This is a genomic window from Okeania sp. SIO2C2 (genome assembly GCF_010692625.1).
Taxonomy (GTDB): Bacteria; Cyanobacteriota; Cyanobacteriia; order Cyanobacteriales; family Microcoleaceae; genus Okeania; species Okeania hirsuta.
Genome location: NZ_JAAHGM010000007.1, coordinates 211,203 through 233,519, shown reverse-complemented (window position 1 = coordinate 233,519; position 22,317 = coordinate 211,203). Strand labels below are relative to the sequence as shown.

The following is a 22,317-nucleotide window of genomic DNA, read 5'->3' as shown; positions in this document are numbered from 1 at the left end:
CCAGTAGTTAAATATGGCTGGTTTTCCGCTTACCGAATTTTTACGATGATTTTATTTGAGTTTTAAGTAGAACACTACCAGTAATTGCCAATAGCATTCCCAAAATAGGTGATGGCTCTGGAATATCCTTAGTAGGCTTTTCTACTGGGTCCCAACCAATGACATCAAAGGCTAAAAGATCTAGACGAGTAACTATTCCCAACTCTCCACGAGCAAGTGTTGGGTCTAGAATGCCTAGTCCTAAATTATCTTCCCAGTGACTCGCTTGACGACCATCACCAGAAAACTGACCAGTTGAAAAAGTACCTTCGCTAGTAAAACCACCATCAATTGAGAAATACTTTTCCCTGGTATCTGCTGTCCAATCTAGCGCACCCTGGGCAAAGCTTTCATCCGAATAGCGGTATAAATCTAGAGGGCTGACAAATGTGAAGGCATTTCCAGGAAACAATGTATCTCTAGCAGGCGGACTGTTAATATCCAAGATATCAACACCACTGATAAAACCTAGTGCATGACCTATCTCATGAATAGCAATAGCCTCGAAATCAAATGTCCCTAGAGTAATTCCATCAGTGTTATCAAAGTCGTATTCAAAATTACTGCTGAAAGTAATTTCTGCATCAAAATCACCAAATGTTTCTGGAGGTACAAAGAAACCTAAAGCTTTAGCATTTGCTGTGGTCATCCGAATTATAGAATTGTTCTCACTCCCATCATTATCAAGATAAGGTGTCTCAAAATCAGGAGGAAAATTAGGATTATCAGAAGTCCGATTAATTAATAAGTCAAAGGCTGGAATTGGCGGAAGGTTACTGACAGCTATAGTATCATAAGGTGAGGTAATGTCATTCAAAAGTGTATTCCAAACACTTGTATAATTAGTAAAAGCCATTGTAGAGAGAGCTCCGCCTAAAATATTTTCACCAAGGTCTTCAAAACCTGCATTGATGTTGACAGTGATATCATCTGTAAATTGACTCTCCCAAAAATCAGCAGCTTTCCGAAAACCAATATCTGCTTGCGTATTGTCAGTCGAAGTCAAATTGATAGTTAAAGCTCGTACCTCAGGCACTTTAACATATAGTGATACAACCGAACTTAGAACTGTTAGAGCTAGTAATCTACTATGTTTCATATTTAGAATTTTGGAGTTCTGAAATTATGAGCATCCAGTAAATGTAAATGCACAAATTTAATTTTTTGCAGCATTTCTTTACTTATTGATGGAGAAAATAGCAAACATTTTCCAGTCAGTGCAAGTGTTTTTACAGAGCTTCATCAAAACAACATATTTCTCCCATCCATATATTTGCGGTTAAAAGTCTTACAGAATAAACATTCAAGTATAATTTAACTAAAAAAAATATTTAAAGATTTAATGAAGTTTGACTTAATTGCAGGGTTTAATCTTGACTTCTACTACCCTAAAATGTTACTTATATAAGATTATTTATTGACGTTTGTACCCGATAGCTAATTGCTACATCTCCAGAAATTGTTTGAGTCCCACTCAAATACTTATAGAACCCATTTGAGTTCTCCTTACCTAACATCAGCCTTACATTTTCTTGGTTTAATCATGATTGGCATAAATAGTTCTCACTCAACCACTATCTAGCCAGAAATTGCTCTATAGAAGCCATTTGGTATCTTTGCAAAGTAGCATAGGAGGACCTCCTCAGGAGGACCTCCTCAGGAGATCGAGAATATAGAATAGGGGAAAAAGGTAGAATCTAGGTCCCCAAGCTTCACAATTTCCCCTACTCTTCCCCCTCTTCCCCCTCTTCCCCCTCTTCCCACACTCCCGTTTATAGATCCGTTTAGGGGTTCTATATACTAGCTACTTCAGAAGCTAATTTAGCTTGAATAAAAATGCCAAATAGGTTCTATAAGTTCTAATTATTAAGATAGAAAAAAAACTATCACATCTATCACATGATACCTAACAGCTAACTTGGGAGCGATCTGTTAAAATTTCATAACCAGTATTTGTTACCAATACTGTATGCTCAAACTGAGCTGAAAGAGAATTATCAACAGTAACAGCAGTCCATTTATCGGATAAAATTCGTGTAAATCTAGAACCAGCATTCAGAATTGGTTCAATAGCTAAAGTCATACCTGCTCTTAGTTTCACATTTGGCAAACTTTTAGTTCTAGAGTTAAAAACTGAAGGTTCTTCATGTAAATTTCTTCCCACACCGTGACCTGTAAATTCTTCAACTACACGAAAATCATTTGCTTCTACATAATCTTGAATAGCTCCTGCAAGATCGAGTAGATAAGCACCAGCTTTGACTTGTTCGATACCTTTATACATTGCTTCTTCTGCTACACGAATTAGTTTGGCTGCTTCAGGAGCAACTTCAACTACGCCAATGGTAATACAAGAGTCTCCATGAAATTCTTGATAGTAAGCTCCTGTATCTACTTTTAAAACATCACCAACTCGAATAACTTTTTTCTTATTGGGAATGCCATGGACAACTTCGTTATTTATGCAAGCACAAATAGAGCCAGGAAAACCATGATAACCTTTAAAACTTGGCGTTGCCCCCATTTCTCGAATGCGTTTTTCTGCATATGCATCTAGGTCAGCAGTTGTCATTCCTGGTTTAACAATCAGAGAAATTTCTTTGAGTACTGTTGCGACTATTTTACAGGATTGTCGCATAATTTCTATTTCTCGTTGAGATTTAATTTCTATTCCTCGACGTTGTTTTTTCTTAACAGTAGGACGTGGCTTAGGTTTTGCGGGAGTTGCGAGTATATTACTAAAAATGTTCATGTTTTCTGACAAGTTGTTAACTAGCTATCAGCATTTTCTGTACCGAAACGCTTTTTAAATATTATCTATGACATCTTAAAGTCTAGGTAGAACTAAAGTCAAATGTCAAATTGATGCCTTGACTGAGACAAGATAAATTGAGAATATTTAAACTCTACTTGGAATTGATAGATTGAGACTTTTTTTGACTAAAATATTATGAAATTATTGGTTTACTAGTGCAGGATGGCGGAAATAACTAACCAGTTAAAAAAGGTTCAAAAGCTTGTACAATAACCTTTCTTCCCTTCTGCCTTCTGCTATCCTAGATAACTAAAGCTATCCTAGATAACTAAAGCTATCCTAGATAACTAAAGCTATCCTAGATAACTAAAGCTATCCTAGATAACTAAAGCCTTCTGCCTTTTTGCACTGATGAGATCTACAAGACTTACGCATAACCACCATATATAGTAGGGGCGTTAACGATAGTTATGCGCAAGCTTTCGGCCGTTTGCTTCGCATACTTCGTAACGCCCCTACAGATGGTGTATAATTTCTATTTTGCGTAAGTCCCGATCTACTCAGAATTTTTAATACTGCAAATTTCAGGATCGTGAGGTACAGTTTAAGACTAATCTATAATTTTTATTCATTTGTTTGTTGTTCCCTATTCCCTATTCCCTCACAGGAGTCAGCATTCCCTTATGTCTGACGCCGACGTGGGATCTGACAGCTTGCGTCTGTCGCCGACGCGGGGTTGCACCGCTGTTCCCTAAAAGCATAAAACTTTGTACCTTATCAACTCGAAAACTGGGCGTTGCTGAATGGTAATGATTTTTAGATTAAGTATCAACGCAAAACATAAGTTTTTCAATTTTACCTTCAGCTACTTACCATTACATTTCAGCAACGCCGAAAACTGCTGTAATTCTATGATTCTACTGTAGTTGTATTTGATTCTGTATTTTGCTTGGGTTTCTTTTTATTAAATAAGCCACTCATAATAATACCTGTTACTAACATCCAGATCAATCCGATACCATTTAGGAGTACATAAAAAGGTTTAATGTCTTCTCCAAGATATTCGGCTTCGTGAATTACCATTAAAATATGTGCCTGGTCTCTGGATAAACCAAACCAATTTCTACCAAGTCGGTAAGCTACTCCTGTAATGACAGTGACAAATAATGGTAGAAAAACTATTGGGGCTATTATTCTATGTAATTTACGGAATGTTTGTTTCATAATTTCCTTTAAAGTTTAAAGTTACCAGTAATGAAGTAAAGTGGAATATTTAACGGTTTGCTTGATTGTATTTTTTTCTAGAAGCAAGGCTATCACATACTACAATAATTGAATGCTGCATTTGACAGCACTTTTTAGGGAGCGTGAGGTATAGTTTTAAGATTAATCTTTTTTTCCCTACTCCCTACTCCCTAAAGTCCTAAAATTTTGTACCTCATCAACTCCAAAACTGCTGTAAAATCTTCAAAGCATTGTCCAATTTACTCTAAGGATTTAACTTTCTAATAAATTCTAGAGGTAAACCATCACAGTCAGCAATAAAAGCAACTTCATAAACATTATTTCCAATCATTTGTTGAGTAGGCTCTAAAAGAATTTTCAATGGTTGAAACATTTCTGGTTGTGCTGCTGCTGTAGCATCAAATTGTTGTTTTAAATCATTTAACCAACCAGGTAAATCTGTAGTATTTTGAGTCAAATCAAATGATAAATGATAATATCCAACATAATGCTCATCCCCAAAAGCATCAGGTGCAGGTTTTGGCTGAGGAATTTCAATCAGTTCAATTCTGCCATTTAATCCCTCCATCCAACAAGCTAAAGTATAGCCTGTAGTAAAGCGTTCGCAGACCGTAAAACCTAGTTTTTCATAGAAAGCGATCGCTCGATGAATATTGGCTGTCCGAATCGAGGCATGGTGCATCCTAGTTTAATATTTTTAACCTGATTTTCAGTATTAATTTTACAGTAAATATAACTCAGCTAAGACTAATTTATTTTGGCAATAAATAAGGATAACTTTTCAAGATAAAAGGGAAAGACTTTTCAGCTATCAACCCTATTAAATCAATCAATATTTATAAATCATTTATAAATGCTAGACCTCTTGCAAAAGGTTTTAATTAAATCAATTCAAGATATTACATCAACAATTTCACCTCCCTATTCCCTATTCCCTATTCTCTCTCTTGGTGCGCGTTCCCTCACAGGAGTCAGCATTCCGCAAGCGAGCTGGCGTCGTCGCGGGGTCTGACCGCTTGCGTCTGTCGCCGACGCGGGGTCGCACCGCTATTCCCTATTGCCTGACTTCCGCAAGAAGTCTGCGGAATAGTTTATTCAAACAATCGAAAATAGGGATATCGAATGGGTACTCCTGCTTCTTTGTCCAACTGAAAATTAATTACTTCCCAGCAAGGCTCATCCTTGGGGTCGGGACTAAATTCTACAGGTAAACCATAAAGTTTGGGCTTACAGGAAGAGTCAGAGTTAGAACGCCAAGGGGTACTACGTTCCAAATAGGTACTAACCAACTCCTGATATCTTTGAGCAATAATCACACGAGTGGCTCTATATCCTTCAGTATAAAGTCGATCCAGCGCTTCATGGATTTCAAACCTAATACCATCGGGATGAGTATGTTGCCGATACCACTCATCGTTCCATAGACGCCAGTGACGGCCAGACTGAAGATGACACAACTTACCAGTATTTGGGTCAACCTCAAAAGCTCCGTGACGAGGACATAAATAGGTATCTGTCAAGGTGAGAGCTGGTATGGTCTGGCGACAGTGAGGACACTGAATTTCAGGGCCAAACATTGGGTATTGGAGGGCAGAATTGATAGAGGATTGGGTCATAGTTTCTAGAGAGCTGTGGTGACTTAATTATAGTTAGCTTGGTTAAAGAATCTGAGCCAAATAGCTACAGGATAGTTACTAAAGTACTACATCAAACTCTTAACCTAACATTATGGGGTAGAGAATTTGTGATGTTTCAACCAGGAGTCAGGAGTTAAATATTTTTTAGCCTATGGCAAGGAACGGGTTGATTAGGATATGGACTAATGATGAATCTTAGATTAGGTAATGTTTTTCCCACTGTTTCCTCTTGCCTGTTGCCTGTTGCCTGCTATAAAATTCCGATTAAGCAAACATCACTAATATTAACGAAGATCATGTCAAATCAGCCCTCTTTTTGGCCTCCTCCAGATTTATCCCAAGCTGCTTTTGTGGCAGATAACGCTGTAGTTATGGGTGTTGTGGAAGTAGGGGTGGGAGCTAGTATTTGGTATGGGACTGTTGTCCGAGGGGATGTAGAACGGATCGTGATTGGGAACCATAGTAATGTCCAAGATGGGGCAGTGCTTCATGGAGACCCTGGTTTAGTAACTGTTTTGGAAGATCATGTGACTATTGGACATCGAGCTGTGATTCACTCGGCTCATGTAGAAAGAGGTTGTTTAATTGGTATTGGAGCTGTAATTTTAGATGGCGTACGGGTAGGGGCAGGTAGTATTGTGGGAGCTGGGTCTATTGTTACTAAGGATATACCCCCATTGTCTCTGGTGGTAGGAGTACCGGCGAAAAAAGTTAGGGATATTTCAGAGTCAGAGGCTGCTAATTTAATTGAACACGCTCAACGTTATGAAAAGTTAGCTTTAGTCCACGCTGGCAAGGGAACTGATGTTGGATTTACCAAGTGAAGTCAAAAGTGTATTTGAAGTCAAAAGTCAAAAGTCAAAAGTCAAAAGTCAAAAGTCAAAAGTGAATTGAAGCTGATAAGTAGTCAAGCAAAATTAATTGTATATTTGATGGTCAGGTTAAATAGGTAAGAAAAATTATTTTTAGATCGACTGCTCAAGGACACAAATGTATTTTATCAAAATAATTTGGTCGTGCAACCCTGGCTTTTAAGGGGAAATATTTTTGGAGCTTTGCTAAAATTCCCGTTACAAAAATCACTTTTAACTTCTGACTTCTGACTTTTGACTTCTGACTTCGTTAATCCCTATTCCCTATTCAAATTTTGCTCAAAAAACTTAATTTTAGATTAAGATTATAAGAAATGATAAATCTTTAAAAATCTTTAGGAGGGGAGTAAATGGAATTTGACTTTCGTTTGTTAATTGTTCTATTACCTATAATTGCTGCTGGTGGTTGGGCAGTTTACAATATTGGGGCTGTAGCCATTCAACAAATCCAAAAGTTCTTAAACAAAGAAGCTTAGATTCAACCTCAGCTCTTTGCTAAAAAACCGACTGTTTCTTACACTCAGACAACAGTCGGTATTTTTATTTATTAGACATCTCCTCCAAAAGAGGGAGTAGGGAGTAGGGGGAAAGAATTGAGAATTTATGTGGGGTAATTGATTTTATTTTTTATTATTGGAGATGTCTATTAGACATAGGCGTGAAAAAGATATAGACTTTTTGTAAAAGTATGGAATAGGGAATAGGGAACGCCGGATATGGGAAGATTTTTTTAGGAAAAAAACACGGAAAATGATTTTTTGAGTTGTTAAACTCTAGTTTATAGCAAATAAAGGGCAAGTTTATTTTCTGGAGATATCTATTAATTTGTAAGCATTTCCTCCGGAATGCTGCGCAAACAGCCGTCAGCTATCAGCTATTACTTTTAGTTTACGATCAAAGCTTTATTAATTGTCTTACTACAAAAGTTTGCTTCCTTGCTCTTAAAGTCTATATTAATTTAAACACTGTCCTTAAGGAGAGAGTCTGGTTGCAGATAGCTGACAGCTAATAGCTGTTTCGCAGCATGACCTAGGAAATGCTTACATTAATTTTATGCAAAATTTAGGGGTAATGTATGGCTTTAGAAACTGCCGTAACTGAAACAGCTATTGAGCAAAATATAGAACAGTTTTTATTAGTTCTTTCTGTTTCTCTGAGTGTGGCTACTCTCTCACGAGTTTTTAGTTGGTTCCGTAGAATTCCCTTTACATTATTATTAGTAATTTTCGGATTAGTTCTGGCATTTATTGATGTGAGATTAGTCAGTTTATCTCCTGAATTAATCCTCGAAATTTTCTTGCCTCCTTTATTATTTGAGGCTGCTTGGAATTTGAATTGGCGAGACTTAAAACGAGATTTAGTTCCAGTGGGATTTTTTGCCATTATTGGTGTAATTATTTCTGTAGTTGGTATTGCTTATGGTTTGAATTTTTTCACCGGAATTCCCTTAGCGATCGCCTTTCTGGTCGGAGCTAGTTTATCAGCAACAGACCCTATTTCTGTAGTAGCTTTATTAAAAGAATTAGGAGCAAGTAAACGCCTACGCACCTTAATGGAAGGAGAAAGTTTATTTAATGATGGGGTGGCGGTTGTTGCCTTTACTTTGCTCGTAGGAATTCCATTAGGAACAGTAGATAAATTTTCTATTTCGGACTCTCTATTCACTTTTCTTAGTTTTGTTGGTATAGGTATCGGTGTCGGTTGCTTAGTTGGTTTTGGCATTTCTTACCTCACCCAACGTTTTGATTTACCTTTGGTGGAACAGTCACTAACTTTAGTTTCTGCTTATGGCACTTATATAATAGTAGAAAAATTAGGCGGTTCGGGAGTTATTGGGGTTGTCACCGTTGGTTTGATTTTAGGTAATTTCGGTTCTCGCATTGGGATGAACCCCCGGACTCGGTTAATAGTTAGTGAGTTTTGGGAGTTTGTGGCATTTTTTGTCAATTCTATAGTGTTTCTGTTAATAGGAGATCAAATTCAATATTCGACTCTGGCAGATAATATAGTATTAATAGCAGTTGTTATTGGAGCAGTTCTTGTCACGCGAGCAATTTCGGTTTATAGTTTGAGTGCTTTGAGTAATTTGGTAGTAAAGTCAAATATTGGTTTAAAAGAACAAACGTTACTTTGGTGGGGAGGTTTACGGGGTTCTGTTTCTATTGCTCTAGTGTTGAGTGTACCTGTGGTTTTGCCTGGGCGAGATCAAATTACGGCAGTTGTATTTGGGGTGGTATTGTTTACATTGTTGGTGCAAGGTTTAACAACTCAGTCAATGTTGAAAGTATTGGGTTTAATAGGTGACCAACCGTTGCGTCAGGAATATATGGAAACGACCGCTCGCCGTGTAGCTTTAAAGCGGGTGCTTAATTATGTGTCTGAGTTGGTCAGGTTGCAAGAAATTGATCCAGAATATTATCGCTATCAGGCAGAATTTTTGCAAAAGGAATTGAAGCAGTTGCAGGAGAAAATTGATAAAATGCAAGCAGAACACTCTCAGTTAGTGGCGCTGGATATGAAGTTATTGCGGGAAGAGTTGGTGGATATCGAAGCGGAAACTTATGCTGAGTTTATTCGAGCAGGTAAGTTGAAGAGTAATATTTCTCCTCTTTTGGCAGAAGTATTTGAGGAGAAAGAAGAGCAAGAATCATAAATAGGAATGGAGTAGAAGCAATTCATGTTTGTGCAGCATTCCACAGGAAATTTTCCCTATGGTTTCTTGATTTTTAAATGCTAAAGGTATAAAGAGCGATCGCTCTTGTTGTAATTATAGCACTTCCTGCTGCCCGTGAGGTACATATCGTGAGGTACATATTTTGCAGGTAATATCAAATCCGGTTAAACAGCCATAGAATGGTTAAGTTAGGAGTCCTCAGGAGTCAGGAGTCAGGAGTCAGGAGTCAGGAGGAGAAAGAATTACAAAGATAAACGTAGTGATGGCGATTGAAGATTTTTTTTATGTCCAATTAAACGGATTTGATATAATATCATGTCCGCTTAAATACTTATGCTTTGGTGCAAGGAAGGCAGAGGGCAGCTATGCTGCTATGCTGTTTGCGTAGCATTCCGTAGGAAAGAGTTTCTTTCAATTAGACATCTGGTAAAAATCAAAAATAAAATCAATTCTTATCCATAAATTATCAATTATTTCTCCCTGTTGCCTGTTGCCTCTTTTCTGGAGATGTCTATTGAAACTTAGTTCTATATATGCTCCGATGCTACCGGACATGATATAAGTCCCCACACAGCAAGAGTTTGACTATTCATGCCTTGTACATCATTACTATTTATTCGCATTCTGCTTATTTCTATGACTAGCAATACGAGCTGCTCCACTATCCACAGGACCACCAGCAATAGGAATCACCTGATATTTGCGCTCTTCTTCTAAATTTTTTAGTTTAGTATAATCAACCCAGTGAATACAATTTACAGGACAAGTGTCGATCGCTTCTTGGATTAATTCTTCAGAGTCCCCATCTTGCTGAAAAACCCGCGCTCGCCCATGATCTGGTTCAATATAAAAAGTATTATGGGCAACATGAGCGCAGTGTTTACAACCGATACAGGTAATTTCATCAACGTAAACCCCTTTTTGTCGCAACATTCCACCAAGTTCGGGTTCAAAACCTGAATGTTCGGGAGCATCCCGTAATATTCCACCAAGTTCGGGTTCAAAACCGGAGCGTTCTGTCTCACCTTCTAGGGAGAATGAAGAAAAATCTAACATTTTGTAAAAGTAATAATATTATCTTATGTGTATAAACTTTAGTAAGTTGGCCTTCGTTGATATACCCAAAATACGCTACTAATGTTGTATTAGAGTTATTGGGTTTTGCTAATGCTTTTTCTTACGAAATGCTCCGCTTGCACAGCAAAACCCAACCTAAATTTGAAATCACTTTTCCATAATTTAATTTGGAAAGCCGAGTGCCGATCGCTAATTGCTGACTGCTATTTAAGCACTCCAACGTTGAACAACTAGACGTACAGATCCATCCTGATTTTTTTGCTGTTCAGTAACATGAAATCCTTGTTTAGCAGTTTCATTCACTACAGTATGGAAAGCATAGCGCTGAGTTACCATATTAAGGAACCGGTCTACAGACCATGCTTGTTGCCAAAATTGTAGATCGGCGACCAGCTCATATTCATTTCCATTCCAGGTAAACCCTAAGTCATACCCATTATTCTGTTCTACAACTACTTCAGCAGTGCTAGTTTGTCCACGATAACCACGAACTTCTGTAGGACCAGATTTCCAGTCAATACCTAAATCTGTGAGAGCGGACTGCAAAGAATTCAAGTTACGAATTTGAGTTTTGATTTGACTAAAGTGTGACATAGTAATTCTAAGAGAAATAAACTGAACTCAACAAGAAAAAAAATTTTAGTAACTGCTAAAAGAAGAAACTTGCGCCTTAGCAGTATCAGACTGATGCTGCTGTTGAGCAAAGTATTCAGAAGTTGATTCTTGAGTGAGAATAATTCCTAATTCTTCTTCAATTGCCTTAGTTACTTCTGTACAGGATGTACCGACAATGCCAGTAACTTTTTCCTGTACTCGACCATCTGGATAAATAATGAACTCTAAAGTTTCCATGTTCATAGCTCAATATATGAACAACAGTTGTAGGACTATACGCCGACACCAATTATTTGAAAGTGATGCCTGCTGATGTTGCTTATTTTTGTTATTAAATGACTTTATTTTAATCTAAATCAATTTTTACTAATTGATAGATTACGAGTCATTATTTAACAAAAGTTAATATAATCTGAAGCAATACATCAGTTATTTGTTAAGTTTGACGTATATTTTGGAAACCGTCAAGATAATGGACTCAAGTACGATGAAATATGGGATCAAGAAGATAACCAGGTGAGTAATGTAATAAAACTTCAAGCTAAAAGCGCTTGACAAATATCACTCATACTGTTAAAGAAAATATTTTTCTTTGATATTTCTTGTCCAATAAGTATTTTGGAATTTGTCGGTCAGGTATCTCTTGAAAATACAAATGATTTTCTAGGTTAAGCTGATATATATCAGTTGCTATAACCGTTAGAACCGATCGAATAGCTGTTTGTGTAGTAGGACTTAGGAGAACTAACATAAGATTAGCAATTAATCTTATCTCCTAGATAAATAAAGCCTTCTTTGTTCTTCTCTCTTCCTTAAGAATAAAGGCTCGTTATATTATCTGAAATAATTTTTATGTTTTCTTAGTGAAAATTAGGTTTTGAATTATTTCATTTTCGTTAATTTCTAATAATTGCAAATAGATTTTTTAGACAATTAATTAAGTCGCTAACAAACTAGGAACTTTAGGTTAAATTCCCTCGTCTTTATTGAATTGACCTTTTTAACTTTTGACTTTTAAATTCAGTCAAATGGTATGACTTCCACAGTGATGCCCCATAACGGATAATAAAAGTCTGTCCAATTAAATCAAACGCCATGAATATAGAGCAAACTACAAATTCCAAAAATCAAATTCGTGTAGGTGTTTTAGGTTTCGGTGGCCTGGGTCAAGCTGCAGCTAGGGTACTCGCTCCCAAACAAGAAATGCTCTGGGTTGCTGCTGCTGACCAAAAAGGTTATGCCTACAACACTCAAGGATTAAATCCCGACCAATGTATGACCATGTACAATACTCAGGGGTCTTTAGGCCATTTAGAATCTGGTGGCGTTTTAAGTAGTCACAGTATTGAAGAATTAATCGGAGTTGCTGATACTGTGGATGGTTATTTTCTGGCCTTACCAAACTTGCCTAATACTTTTATGGCAAATGTGGCAAAACAATTTATTGCTGCTGGTTGGCGGGGTGTATTGGTGGATGCCATTAAACGTACCAGTGCTGTAGAGCAATTATTGGCCTTGAAAGATGAGCTACGGGCTGCGGGTATTACTTATATGACTGGTTGTGGGGCAACTCCTGGTTTATTAACTGCAGCAGCGGCCATTGCAGCTCAGAGTTATGCTGAAATTCATAGTGTGAATATTACTTTTGGAGTGGGAATTGCGAATTGGGAAGCTTACCGAGCTACAATTCGTGAGGATATTGGCCATTTACCAGGATATGATGTGGAACGGGCAAAGGCGATGACTGATGCTGAAGTTGAGGCTTTGTTGGAAGAGACCAATGGTCTGTTGAAGTTGGAAAATATGGAACACGCTGACGATATTATGTTGGAGTTGGCGGGAATTTGCGATCGCGACCGGGTGAGTGTGGGAGGTATTGTTGATACTCGCAACCCGAAAAAACCTTTGAGTACTAATGTTCAAGTTACAGGCCGTACTTTTGAGGGCAAAATCTCTACACATACTTTTACATTGGGAGATGAAACGAGTATGGCGGCTAATGTTTGTGGCCCTGCTTTTGGCTATTTGAAAGCAGGAGTAGATTTATATCGAAGAGGTATTTATGGTTTGTTTACTGCTGCGGAAGTTATGCCACAATTTGTGCGGTAGTTTAATATAATTCAAAAATCAAATTATGGGGGGTGAGGAAAAATTCCCCAAAAAAATGTAGGAGCGTTCCATGGAACGTTCCTACAAGTGCTTTCAAAAAGGTGTATTTGAGGCTTAATGAGATGTTTTATTAATTATGGCTCTGACAAAAAGAAGCCTATGGGCAAAGATCAACCTAAACCTAAATCAATTAATAATTTTTCGATCTATTATAAACTTATTCAAAAGACTTCTCAACTACAATTAATACAGATTTCAATTAATTTACCCGATATATTCAGAAGTAGATAGGGTTGATAGAAAAATTCCTGTCCATTTCGGGGTTATTTGATAGATTAGTCTCTAATTAGCCTTTGTTATTTGACTTAATAGGGTAAATACCATTCGTCCCTACAGTTCAAGAAATAATTTCTAATTTTATTGCAATTACTTCTTATTTAGCAAAAAAAAGAGACTAATCTATTAAGAAGAATTTGAAGCAAGAAAGTTCTGCAAATAACTTGTATAAATCACCGAAAACCCTCAAAAATCTGGGTCGAGCTTTGGCAATTGTCTAACTCACCAGATTTAATGAATTTTACCAAAACTGATCGGGAGTGTTGATCATGGCAAAAATTGGCATATTTTATGGTAGCACATCAGGTGTAACTGAAGAAATCGCTGAAGCATTGCGCGAAAAATTCGGCGAAGAAATTTGCGATCTTTATAGTATGGAAGAAGATTTCGACGAATATAGTCAACTTCTTGATTATGATTATTTGTTATTGGGTTGTTCGACCTGGGGTGCTGGGGAAGTACAGAATGACTGGCGCGAACCACTTTTTGATATGGATATTGAAAAACCAGATTTTACAGGAAAAACTATTGCTTTGTTTGGTGCAGCAGATCAAGTCGGTCATGGAAAGCACTTTGCTGGCGCATTGCAACTTATGTGTGACCACTTCGAGAAACTCGGTGCAACTATAGTGGGAGAGTTTCCTCTTGAGGGTTACAGTTTTGAACATTCTTCAGCGGTGCGTAATGGTAAATTCGTGGGTTTGCCTATTGATGAGGTTAACCAAAGTGAGTTAACTGAAGAGAGAATTACACAGTGGGTAGAAGCGTTACGCCCCATTTTTGTAGGCACGGAAAGTGCTGTGTTGATACCTGCTTAAATATTGAAATTTGAAGGTTGATATTAAATCTGGCTAACTATCTACGCTAAAGTTGTTACGAGTTGTTTGAACAAATTTCTAAACTTGAGATATTTTTCGACTTCGGTAATGGCAACTGTATTAGCCGGAAATAGTAATATCTATCGCATCATGTGAAAATTTGTTTTGTTTGCATCTAAGTTCGTCTCCTTTTGGAGTTGGGGAATATTCCTCAACTTTTTTTTTGAATATTCATGTCTGCATCAAAGTGGATAATTTTCTCTTTAAATGATACTCAGGGGAAATTCTGGTTTTTGCGTTGAATAAAAAGTCATGTGTAGGGGCGAACGACTCCCAATATATAAATTATCTCACAACTTTTTGAAAGATGCAAGGCAAAAAAAACTTGCGCAGCCGATCTTGGAGCTAAAAAAAATGATAATTGGGAGGATGAAGTAATAATTTTCTCTGTTTGTGAAGTGAATGTTGTCGGTTTCTACTAAAGCTATTTGGTCTTTTTGTAAAAGTAGATAATTTACAAAAAAAACGTGCAGTTGAAAGCCAAGTGGCTTTAGCCCTTGGATGAAAACAAGTTGTGGGAATAAATTCCCAAGTATGCCAAAATGTGGAATAATACTAATGAATACGAGTAGGAACAAGGTTTGTCCCATAGACTCAATGCTTGTAGGGGTGAAACTCCCGCCAGTAAGAAACTAGTAGCACTGTTCTATCAAGACCCTTGGCACAGGCAAGTAGGCAGCAGAGATCGGGATTTATGGCTCTGACTTGAGTAAAACCACTCTGAAAATCAAACTAAAAAAGTAAAGGCAATGTGTGTGGCATTTTTGTCAGCAGATCTGAGTCTGTAGGTGGTATATGAGCTGCTACCACTGGGAAGATTAAGTCCAGTGACAGCTAGTAGGTGTGACGAATCGTGTTTTTCAACCGATTTGGAACAACTCCTTAGAATCACCCGTACTTCAGTCGGGTGAGAAGTCAATCTTGTTGATAATCAGGGGAAAGTCTGATTTTTTGCGTTGAATAAAAAGTCATGCGTAGGGGCGAAAAACTCCCAATATATAAATTATCTCACAATTTTTTGGGGGATGCAAGGCAAAAAAAACTTGCGCCACCGATTCTGGAGCTTCACAAAATGATGAATGGAGGCTACAGCAATAATTTTCTCTATTTCTGGAGTAAATTTTGTCCGTTTCTATTAAAGCCATTGAGTATTTGTCAAAGTGGATGGTTTTCTTTTAATCATGCTCAGGAGAAAGTCCGATTTTTGCGTTGAATAAAAAGTCATGTGTAGGGGCGAACGACTCCCAATATATAAATTATCTCACAATTTTTTGGAAGATGCAAGGCAAAAAAACTTGCACCGCCGATTCAGAAGCTTCATAAAATGATGGTTTGGAGGCTGAGGCGATTATTTTCTCTATTAGACATCTCCAATAATCAAAAATAAAATCAATTCTTATTCATAAATTATCAATTATTTCTCCCTGTTGCTTTCCGGAGCTGTTGCCTATTGTCTCTTTTCTGGAGATGTCTATTTCTGGGATGAATTTTGTGAGGTTTCTGTAGAGGTTAAATAATCAAGGTGAGACCATGAAAAATTCGGTAGTATATCAAGCAATAGCAGTTTGATGAGATGATAGGAGCCATGTTTGTAGTTGATTAATCAGAGCTTGAGTGTGATGATAAGCTACCATATCTCCCCCATCGCAGAAAAATTTTGCTGCAGCTTGCCAATCTTGAATTGCTGCTTGATAAAGTCCCTGGTGGTGGTGTAATAGTCCTCGGTTTAAATAAGCTTGAGCTTCATGGGGATTAAGTTGTAGAGTTTTGCTAAAATCTTCTATTGCTCCTTCTATATTTCCCATTTTGCTACAGACACAACCTCGGTTTAAATAAGCTCTGGAATTATTAGCATCAATATTAATAGCATAAGTAAAATCTGCCATTGCCTTGTGCATTTTTTTTGACATTAAATATGCTAAACCTCGCTCATTATAGATATCTGCTTGATTAAAATTATTGTCTTGCTTAGTCTTTGCTAAAGCTAGGTTATAGTCAACTACAGCTTTCTGATAATTTTTCAGTTCAAAATTAGCTAAACCTCGATTGTATAAAGCACGAAAATCGTTATGATTTTGATTAAGGACTTTGGTATATTCTGCAATGGCCTGTTGGTAATTACCAATTTTGTAGTAAGCTAAACCTAGATTAAGATTTGCTTCTATATTTTCTGGGTTGAGTTTAATAGCTTGAGTACAGTCAGCGATCGCTTGCTGGTACTTTTCCAACTGAAGATAGATTAAACATCTATTACTATAAGCACTGGCAAAGTTAGGATTAAGTTCTATTGCCTTGGTGAAATTATTAACTGCTTGTTCATAGTTTTTATCTTGAGTATTAGCTATACCTTGGGTGAAAAATTTTTTATATATTCCGCTCTCTGAGCTAGCAGTTGCAGTTTTCATTGGTAGGGAGAATGAAGAAAAGATTACTGCAAAAACTATGCCAATACTTAGTAGAAATCGATAAAAGTTGTTCATAATATCTGTGAAGATTGATAATAGTTATTGGCGATAATCAACAATTGATAATGAACAATGAATAATGGATAATTACCTCTTTAACAATTGATAATGAACAATGGATAATGGATAATGAAAAACATCTCTAATTAGGGTTTGCTGAAAAAGTCTTATGGGTAAGGGTAGGAGACAGGAGACAGGAGAAAACCCACCCCTAACCCCTCCCAACCCACCCCTAACCCCTCCCAACCCACCCCTAACCCCTCCCAGGAGGGGAGGGGAAGACAGGAGGAAGGGGGAATTATAGAGGAGGTAAGAGGAAAAATAATCCCTTGATTATTCTGTACAACTCTTACCTAAAATGCTAATTTTTTGAACCATTACGACCTAAAAGCTTAGACTTTTTTTGAACTAAAAAATGCTAAAACCTTTAGATGTCAATCCTTTTATATTTAATCAGCAAACCCTAATTATCAATTATCAATTATCAATTATTCATTGGTAATGAGAGGTATTAGACCATTTCTCTGTAACAATGCGCTTAATAATTTTTACCAAAACCTGAGTTTTACTAATAGCTGTTATCTTTTATTAAGCGTAACTTGATGGAGAAATGGTATTAGACCAAATTAAGCAATTATCAATTATCAATTATTGATTGATAAGCTATGGGTTTTACATTAAATGCTAATTAGCTTCCAATAGTTTTTATTACAACTGATGATTCGAGTTCTATCTAAATTTATTATATTTATTTCAATATTCATGTAAGCATTCAGCCGTCAGCTATTAATTTTAGGGAAGTTTAATAATTGATAATTGATAATGGATAATTAATAATTACCTCTCCCTAAAACGGATAGGATTGAATAAAAGGAAAAAATTTATTCTCTTGGTCGATTGGATATGGCGAGGAAACCCGTTCTTGCAGACCCGCTCCGCTAACGCCATCCCTCGACCGCTTTTTTCCCCTTGAAAGGGGAGGATTTTTACCTGAATTATTGAATTATTGAATTATTTAATTATTAATTCTTCGGTAACAGCAACCTTTGAAATTGAAAAAGAATAAAAAGTTACTGCCAAAGTCTTAGGACAAAACCTGAGAAGTAATTATTATTACTAATTGCTGTTTGCGTAGCATTCCGTAGGAATAGCTGACTGCTTATAGCTGTTTGCGCAGCATTCCGTAGGAAATACTTACATATTAATATTGGGGTGAACATCTAGAGCAAACTCAACAGTTTCTTTCGCTCTAAATTTTCACCCCAACTAACTATTAAAGAAAAATTTATGAATACGAGAAAATTTTCAATTGTGAAGTAGAAAATAAAATTATTCTCGCTAATATTTTAATGAATTACATACACAGAAAGCGGGTGCGTCTGTGTAGACTTTTGATACTTTTTGAAGATGGTCAGGACTTACGCAGGTATAGGGCGAATACCATTCGCCCCTACAGATGAACAAAAGCAATTTTTGACTAATCAATAACTACTTTGTTTTTACGGCAGTTGATAGTCACCTAACAAGTCCAGTCCGACTTATTTCAAGATGAAGCTAATTTTTTATCTAAATTATTTCCAGCCATTTTCAGCTTGAGCTACAACATAAGCTGCAACATCTTCAATATCGTTAGGTTTTAGGCGACCTAGGAATCTTGGCATAGCACCTTTACCATTTTTGACCTGATAGGCGATCGCTTCTGCACCTTTTGCTTCAAAATCCTTAAGGTATTTTACTAAGGAAGCTTTTTGAAGATTTTTCGCTGGCATGATTGTATTGCGGCCACCCAAATGGCAAGCATTACAATTACCTACGAATATCTGCTTTCCATGGGCTAAGTCTGCAGCTAAAGCAGGGGGTTGTACAGCAACAACAAAAAAAGCTATGGCCAATACCACTATTGATAGTAATTTTTTCAATTTTGTTCTCCTCTCTCAATACAAATACAGAAAATTATTGACATACTCCCGACGTTGCGTTTACGCGACAACGAGGGACTCTTCAGTTAGAGAAAACCTAACCGCAGTTTTGACAGAGGTGATGTCCTCCCCCTGTGTTAAATTTGCGTTTTTTACTATAAAATGCACCTGAATATTAAGTCAAACGACAGCTTGTCAAACATAAAAATAAAATTAATAATTATTAAATAGTTTTTTATACTACATTTTTAATTTGTACTGATATTTTAGAGTGCTTTATATGCTTTATAGTAGAAGGAACTAAGGAAGAATAAAGAAGGAAAGTAAGCTATCAGCCATCAGCTATTGCTTTTAGTTTGATATATAAAGCTTTACCGAATAATTAATAATTAGATAATTAAATAATTCGCGCCTTGAAGCCTCCCCTTTAAAGGGGAAACAAGAAAAAATTTTCCTTTTATTCAATCAATTCCGTTTTAGGGAGAGGTAATTATCAATTATCAATTATCAATTATCCATTATTGAATAATTTATCAGAATTAAGGTATGGAAGTAGGTTGATAGGGAATAGAAAATACCGAAGTTGGCAATAGGGAAAAGTTAATATTAACCAGTAGTTCAAACAATCCAAAATACAAAATTATTAAATCATACCCACCCATCAGCAACGCCCAGAATTTCTACTTACTATAAAAGCTGGCTGAAACAGCCTATTGTTATTAAAAATCAGTCATCAGAGCTGAGAGCTGACAGTGAGCTAGTTGAATGCTTACCAAGGAAAATTCTTACGTTGTCTGAGTTTGAAACTTTTGAACTGTCCTAACCTTTCCTGCCACTGCTTTATTAATAATAAAAATAATTATTCTCCCCCTAAAAGTATCTAAATCACAAGAATTAATTGTGGAAGTTATTAACACTTGTGGTAGATATATTTTTAGAGGGAGAAATATTGAAGAGTTATAACTGATAACTCTAATTTTTGATTAGTATTATGAACTCTAAGTATTTAGTAATTTGCACAAGAACAAGTATTCTTGTCATTACCTTGATAGACTACAAGTAAAGCAAATTAAAAGTAGTTTCTCGCATTTACAGGGAATTCCAGGTATATGGAAGTATAGAGATTAACAATTAAATGAATGCAAGTGCGGGCCCGAAAGCCCGCGACTGGTGTACCTCAATTAAAGTGGAATCTGCTGTAATTTCTGCTACTATTCTACAACCATATGGCCAACCATACCTGCACCACGGTGAGGAACACAGAAGAACTCATAGTCACCAGACTTAGCATCTGCTGGGATATTTACATCAAAGCTCTCTCCAGCTCTAAATGCCATTTGTTTGTGGGAAAGCGATTTGGACAGATTTGGATCGGGTGATTTAGCTGGATTGAACATTACATTATGAGGTGGGAGCATACCATTTTTAAATGTAAGTGTATCACCTGGTTTAACAGCTACTTTCTTAGGACTAAATTGTAGTCCACCAGCACCCATTGTTACTTCATAGTTTGCTGCTGCTGCTGGATTAGAAAATACTAGACTACCTATAACTAACATTGCTACGGAAGCTAATAGTGCTAAAGACTTGGAAAATGAAGAAATAAAACGCATCTTTACTCCTGTTTTTTTAAGATTTTTATGTATTCACAGGTCATTGTACAATAGATATCTCCCAAAAAAATCTGAAACCCTGATTATGTCTGGGTAAAAATCTAATTTATGGAGATTTTTAATTGTAAAACGACAGATTGTCATACTTAAATAATTTACCATAACAAAGGAGAAATTTTAACTACGGTGTTGTCAAAATCTAAGAAATAAAAAATAATGAGTCCTTTACCAGAACACTGTCCACAACAAATGTCTTTAGGCCCCCTAGAAACAGAGATTTTGAATATTGTTTGGAATTTAGGTTGTGCCACAGTCAAACAGGTACATGAATATATTCTGACCGACCCTGACCGAGAACTAGCTTATACTTCAGTCACTACAGTGCTACGTCGCCTGACTCAAAAAGGTTGGTTAATTTGTGATGAAAGTGAGCGTGCTTTTGTGTGGCGACCTTTAATTTCTCGTCGAGAAGCTGAAATGTTGAGAGCGCATCAACAATTAAATAAATTTCTGGAAGTAGGAAACCCAGATTTGGTGGCCTCTTTTGCCGATAGTTTAGATTCTGCTAGTATCGAGCAAATAGAAGCGATCGCCCAAAAGCTAAAAGCTATACGCAAAGTTAGGGAGGACAAAGAATAATGCACCTGATCATCATTTTGGGAGCTGTTGGGTTATCTTATGGCCTCAGAAAAGCTTACTTTTTTACTCCGCGTAATTGGGGCCAACGTTGGGAGCGATCGCTGATGTTATTTATTTCTCCTCCCATCATATTAATTACGACGGCCATTGCAGTTATTTGTATGGGTCATCAAGGAGAAATGCTTGGACTATCTACTGGATGGTTTAGTTATTTATTGGCCTGGAGCTTTTGTGGATGGACAGCTATTTTAGGCTTAATTTTAGGTTATCAAGGTTGGCGGTCTGTACAAAAGGTGAATAATTATCCTCAGATAATGATTAAGGGTAAATCAGTACGTTTACTGGATAATCCTATTTTATTTAGTGCCCAAATAGGCTTTTGGAATTCTCAGTTAGTAGTTAGTAAAGGACTTGTAGAAAGATTAAATTCCGAGCAACTTTATGCGGTTTTAAATCACGAACAAGCACATTATTATTATCGAGATAATTTTTGGTTTTTTTGGTTCGGTTGGTTAGGAAAAATTGCGCCTTTTTTACCAAATACTGAAATGTTGTGGCATGAACTTTTGACTCTTCGAGAAGTGCGTGCCGATCAGTGGGCAAAAAAACAAGTTGATGGATTATTATTGGCGGAGACTTTGTTGTTAATGGTGAGCGATCGTTTAACTCAGCCAGCTAATTTTGCTGCTGCATTTAGTTGTACAACTCCTCCTAACCGTTTGACTGAAAGAATTGATGCGTTGTTAGCAGAACCAGATTTTTCTATACAACAAAATAATTATTGGTTTTGGAGTTGGGTGTTATTAAATTTTTTCCCTTTAATAACTATGTTATTTCATCAGTGAAGGAAAAAGGAAGAAGGAAAAAGGAAGAAGGAAGAGGATAAATTTTTTTATCGCGCTATTCTCAAGACATGATATACATCGTATTTCAGATTAGTGAGGTACACCAGTTGCGGGCAAGATGCCCGCACTACAAATATTTTACTATTTATATTTGTACCTCATCTATCTGCAATCTGCTTTCAACAATTAATAATTAATAATTAATAATTAATAATTACCTCTCTTTGAAAAGAAGAGGATTGACTAAAAGGATAATTTTTTATTTTTTCTCGTTTAAAGGAGAGGCTTTAAAGCTTAATTATTCGGTAAATTTTGATTCGATCATTTTTAGCAAAAAAAAAATGCTTTATACCATTTCGCTGTAACAATGCGCTTAATCATTGTTGCTCAGACCTGATTACGCTGACTATTATCATCTTTATATTAAGTGCAACTTCATAGAGAAATGGTATTAGAGTAACTAAATTAACATCAGAAAAGAAAATAAAGAATCTCAATCTCAATAAAGACATGAAGTGCCAGAATCTAGAGGGTCATTTCAGTTATCAGTTATCAGTACCTCTAGTTAAAGTCAAAGGCTTGAAATATTGAACTTTATT

General features: G+C 36.6%; 19 protein-coding genes. 8 read left to right on the top strand and 11 right to left on the bottom strand.

Annotated elements, in window-relative coordinates:
* Nucleotides 1-40 precede the first annotated feature (40 nt).
* The 5 genes from F6K18_RS07530 to F6K18_RS07510 form a co-directional block, all read right to left on the bottom strand.
* Nucleotides 41-1,138, bottom strand: coding sequence for an NF038122 family metalloprotease (locus tag F6K18_RS07530; RefSeq protein WP_287519837.1), 1,098 nt, complete (start codon nt 1,136-1,138; stop codon nt 41-43).
* An 807-nt stretch (nt 1,139-1,945) separates the two neighbouring features.
* Nucleotides 1,946-2,791, bottom strand: a complete 846-nt coding sequence (map, locus tag F6K18_RS07525; RefSeq protein WP_287519835.1) for a type I methionyl aminopeptidase — start codon at nt 2,789-2,791, stop codon at nt 1,946-1,948.
* Nucleotides 2,792-3,703: 912 nt separating this feature from the next.
* The gene (locus tag F6K18_RS07520; protein ID WP_287519833.1) at nt 3,704-4,018 is read right to left on the bottom strand and encodes a PepSY domain-containing protein; all 315 of its coding nucleotides are present in this window, start codon (nt 4,016-4,018) and stop codon (nt 3,704-3,706) included.
* Nucleotides 4,019-4,283: 265 nt separating this feature from the next.
* Nucleotides 4,284-4,721 (bottom strand): VOC family protein, encoded by a 438-nt coding sequence (locus F6K18_RS07515; protein WP_287519831.1) that lies wholly within the window; start codon nt 4,719-4,721, stop codon nt 4,284-4,286.
* Nucleotides 4,722-5,130: 409 nt separating this feature from the next.
* Nucleotides 5,131-5,655 (bottom strand): TIGR02652 family protein, encoded by a 525-nt coding sequence (locus F6K18_RS07510; protein ID WP_287519830.1) that lies wholly within the window; start codon nt 5,653-5,655, stop codon nt 5,131-5,133.
* A 317-nt stretch (nt 5,656-5,972) separates the two neighbouring features.
* Between F6K18_RS07510 and F6K18_RS07505 the strand changes: the two genes are divergently transcribed.
* From F6K18_RS07505 to F6K18_RS07495, 3 genes are all read left to right on the top strand, one after another.
* The gene (locus F6K18_RS07505; RefSeq protein WP_287519950.1) at nt 5,973-6,500 is read left to right on the top strand and encodes a gamma carbonic anhydrase family protein; all 528 of its coding nucleotides are present in this window, start codon (nt 5,973-5,975) and stop codon (nt 6,498-6,500) included.
* A gap of 398 nt (nt 6,501-6,898) precedes the next feature.
* Entirely contained in the window at nt 6,899-7,024 is a 126-nt protein-coding gene (locus F6K18_RS07500) for a photosystem II protein Y (protein ID WP_124147437.1), read from the top strand.
* A gap of 599 nt (nt 7,025-7,623) precedes the next feature.
* On the top strand, nt 7,624-9,201 hold the full coding sequence (locus F6K18_RS07495; protein ID WP_287519825.1) for a sodium:proton antiporter: 1,578 nt from the start codon (nt 7,624-7,626) through the stop codon (nt 9,199-9,201).
* 630 nt (nt 9,202-9,831) lie between these two features.
* Here F6K18_RS07495 and F6K18_RS07490 read toward each other — a convergent pair.
* From F6K18_RS07490 to F6K18_RS07480, 3 genes are all read right to left on the bottom strand, one after another.
* Entirely contained in the window at nt 9,832-10,278 is a 447-nt protein-coding gene (locus tag F6K18_RS07490) for a ferredoxin (RefSeq protein WP_287519823.1), read from the bottom strand.
* 228 nt (nt 10,279-10,506) lie between these two features.
* Entirely contained in the window at nt 10,507-10,893 is a 387-nt protein-coding gene (locus tag F6K18_RS07485; protein ID WP_287519821.1) for a DUF1257 domain-containing protein, read from the bottom strand.
* Nucleotides 10,894-10,938: 45 nt separating this feature from the next.
* On the bottom strand, nt 10,939-11,151 hold the full coding sequence (locus tag F6K18_RS07480) for a DUF2997 domain-containing protein (RefSeq protein ID WP_287519949.1): 213 nt from the start codon (nt 11,149-11,151) through the stop codon (nt 10,939-10,941).
* Between the two features lie 858 nt (nt 11,152-12,009).
* On the opposite strand from F6K18_RS07480, the gene F6K18_RS07475 reads away from it, so the two are divergent.
* Both F6K18_RS07475 and F6K18_RS07470 read left to right on the top strand, forming a co-directional pair.
* Complete coding sequence (locus F6K18_RS07475) at nt 12,010-13,023, top strand: saccharopine dehydrogenase-like oxidoreductase (protein ID WP_287519819.1); 1,014 nt, start codon at nt 12,010-12,012, stop codon at nt 13,021-13,023.
* A gap of 605 nt (nt 13,024-13,628) precedes the next feature.
* The gene (locus tag F6K18_RS07470; protein WP_287519817.1) at nt 13,629-14,177 is read left to right on the top strand and encodes a flavodoxin; all 549 of its coding nucleotides are present in this window, start codon (nt 13,629-13,631) and stop codon (nt 14,175-14,177) included.
* A gap of 1,610 nt (nt 14,178-15,787) precedes the next feature.
* Here F6K18_RS07470 and F6K18_RS07465 read toward each other — a convergent pair.
* On the bottom strand, nt 15,788-16,717 hold the full coding sequence (locus F6K18_RS07465; protein ID WP_287519816.1) for a tetratricopeptide repeat protein: 930 nt from the start codon (nt 16,715-16,717) through the stop codon (nt 15,788-15,790).
* A 154-nt stretch (nt 16,718-16,871) separates the two neighbouring features.
* Here F6K18_RS07465 and F6K18_RS07460 point away from each other — a divergent pair, with 154 nt between their 5' ends.
* Nucleotides 16,872-17,006: a hypothetical protein gene (locus F6K18_RS07460; protein ID WP_287519815.1), complete on the top strand. Its 135-nt coding sequence runs from the start codon at nt 16,872-16,874 to the stop codon at nt 17,004-17,006.
* Nucleotides 17,007-18,273: 1,267 nt separating this feature from the next.
* Here the strand turns inward: F6K18_RS07460 and petJ are convergent.
* Together petJ and petE are read right to left on the bottom strand one after the other, a co-directional pair.
* Nucleotides 18,274-18,621 (bottom strand): cytochrome c6 PetJ, encoded by a 348-nt coding sequence (gene petJ, locus F6K18_RS07455; protein ID WP_287519814.1) that lies wholly within the window; start codon nt 18,619-18,621, stop codon nt 18,274-18,276.
* A 1,211-nt stretch (nt 18,622-19,832) separates the two neighbouring features.
* Nucleotides 19,833-20,234 carry a plastocyanin gene (gene petE, locus F6K18_RS07450; protein WP_287519813.1) on the bottom strand — a complete coding sequence of 134 codons (402 nt, stop codon included), beginning with the start codon at nt 20,232-20,234 and terminating at the stop codon, nt 19,833-19,835.
* Nucleotides 20,235-20,450: 216 nt separating this feature from the next.
* On the opposite strand from petE, the gene F6K18_RS07445 reads away from it, so the two are divergent.
* Both F6K18_RS07445 and F6K18_RS07440 read left to right on the top strand, forming a co-directional pair.
* Nucleotides 20,451-20,873, top strand: coding sequence for a BlaI/MecI/CopY family transcriptional regulator (locus F6K18_RS07445; RefSeq protein ID WP_287519811.1), 423 nt, complete (start codon nt 20,451-20,453; stop codon nt 20,871-20,873).
* Complete coding sequence (locus F6K18_RS07440; protein WP_287519810.1) at nt 20,873-21,718, top strand: M56 family metallopeptidase; 846 nt, start codon at nt 20,873-20,875, stop codon at nt 21,716-21,718. Before F6K18_RS07445 ends, F6K18_RS07440 begins: the two co-directional genes overlap by 1 nt.
* Nucleotides 21,719-22,317 lie beyond the last annotated feature (599 nt).

What these genes read in the sequence shown, in the direction of transcription:
- map (WP_287519835.1), bottom strand. Translation starts at nt 2,791, where the DNA reads ATGAACATTTTTAGTAATATACTCGCAACTCCCGCAAAACCTAAGCCA.
- F6K18_RS07530 (WP_287519837.1), bottom strand. Translation starts at nt 1,138, where the DNA reads ATGAAACATAGTAGATTACTAGCTCTAACAGTTCTAAGTTCGGTTGTA.
- F6K18_RS07510 (WP_287519830.1), bottom strand. Translation starts at nt 5,655, where the DNA reads ATGACCCAATCCTCTATCAATTCTGCCCTCCAATACCCAATGTTTGGC.
- F6K18_RS07505 (WP_287519950.1), top strand. Translation starts at nt 5,973, where the DNA reads ATGTCAAATCAGCCCTCTTTTTGGCCTCCTCCAGATTTATCCCAAGCT.
- F6K18_RS07485 (WP_287519821.1), bottom strand. Translation starts at nt 10,893, where the DNA reads ATGTCACACTTTAGTCAAATCAAAACTCAAATTCGTAACTTGAATTCT.
- F6K18_RS07500 (WP_124147437.1), top strand. Translation starts at nt 6,899, where the DNA reads ATGGAATTTGACTTTCGTTTGTTAATTGTTCTATTACCTATAATTGCT.
- F6K18_RS07465 (WP_287519816.1), bottom strand. Translation starts at nt 16,717, where the DNA reads ATGAACAACTTTTATCGATTTCTACTAAGTATTGGCATAGTTTTTGCA.
- F6K18_RS07520 (WP_287519833.1), bottom strand. Translation starts at nt 4,018, where the DNA reads ATGAAACAAACATTCCGTAAATTACATAGAATAATAGCCCCAATAGTT.
- F6K18_RS07470 (WP_287519817.1), top strand. Translation starts at nt 13,629, where the DNA reads ATGGCAAAAATTGGCATATTTTATGGTAGCACATCAGGTGTAACTGAA.
- F6K18_RS07445 (WP_287519811.1), top strand. Translation starts at nt 20,451, where the DNA reads ATGAGTCCTTTACCAGAACACTGTCCACAACAAATGTCTTTAGGCCCC.
- F6K18_RS07490 (WP_287519823.1), bottom strand. Translation starts at nt 10,278, where the DNA reads ATGTTAGATTTTTCTTCATTCTCCCTAGAAGGTGAGACAGAACGCTCC.
- F6K18_RS07440 (WP_287519810.1), top strand. Translation starts at nt 20,873, where the DNA reads ATGCACCTGATCATCATTTTGGGAGCTGTTGGGTTATCTTATGGCCTC.
- F6K18_RS07495 (WP_287519825.1), top strand. Translation starts at nt 7,624, where the DNA reads ATGGCTTTAGAAACTGCCGTAACTGAAACAGCTATTGAGCAAAATATA.
- F6K18_RS07515 (WP_287519831.1), bottom strand. Translation starts at nt 4,721, where the DNA reads ATGCACCATGCCTCGATTCGGACAGCCAATATTCATCGAGCGATCGCT.
- F6K18_RS07460 (WP_287519815.1), top strand. Translation starts at nt 16,872, where the DNA reads ATGGGTAAGGGTAGGAGACAGGAGACAGGAGAAAACCCACCCCTAACC.
- petE (WP_287519813.1), bottom strand. Translation starts at nt 20,234, where the DNA reads ATGCGTTTTATTTCTTCATTTTCCAAGTCTTTAGCACTATTAGCTTCC.
- F6K18_RS07480 (WP_287519949.1), bottom strand. Translation starts at nt 11,151, where the DNA reads ATGGAAACTTTAGAGTTCATTATTTATCCAGATGGTCGAGTACAGGAA.
- F6K18_RS07475 (WP_287519819.1), top strand. Translation starts at nt 12,010, where the DNA reads ATGAATATAGAGCAAACTACAAATTCCAAAAATCAAATTCGTGTAGGT.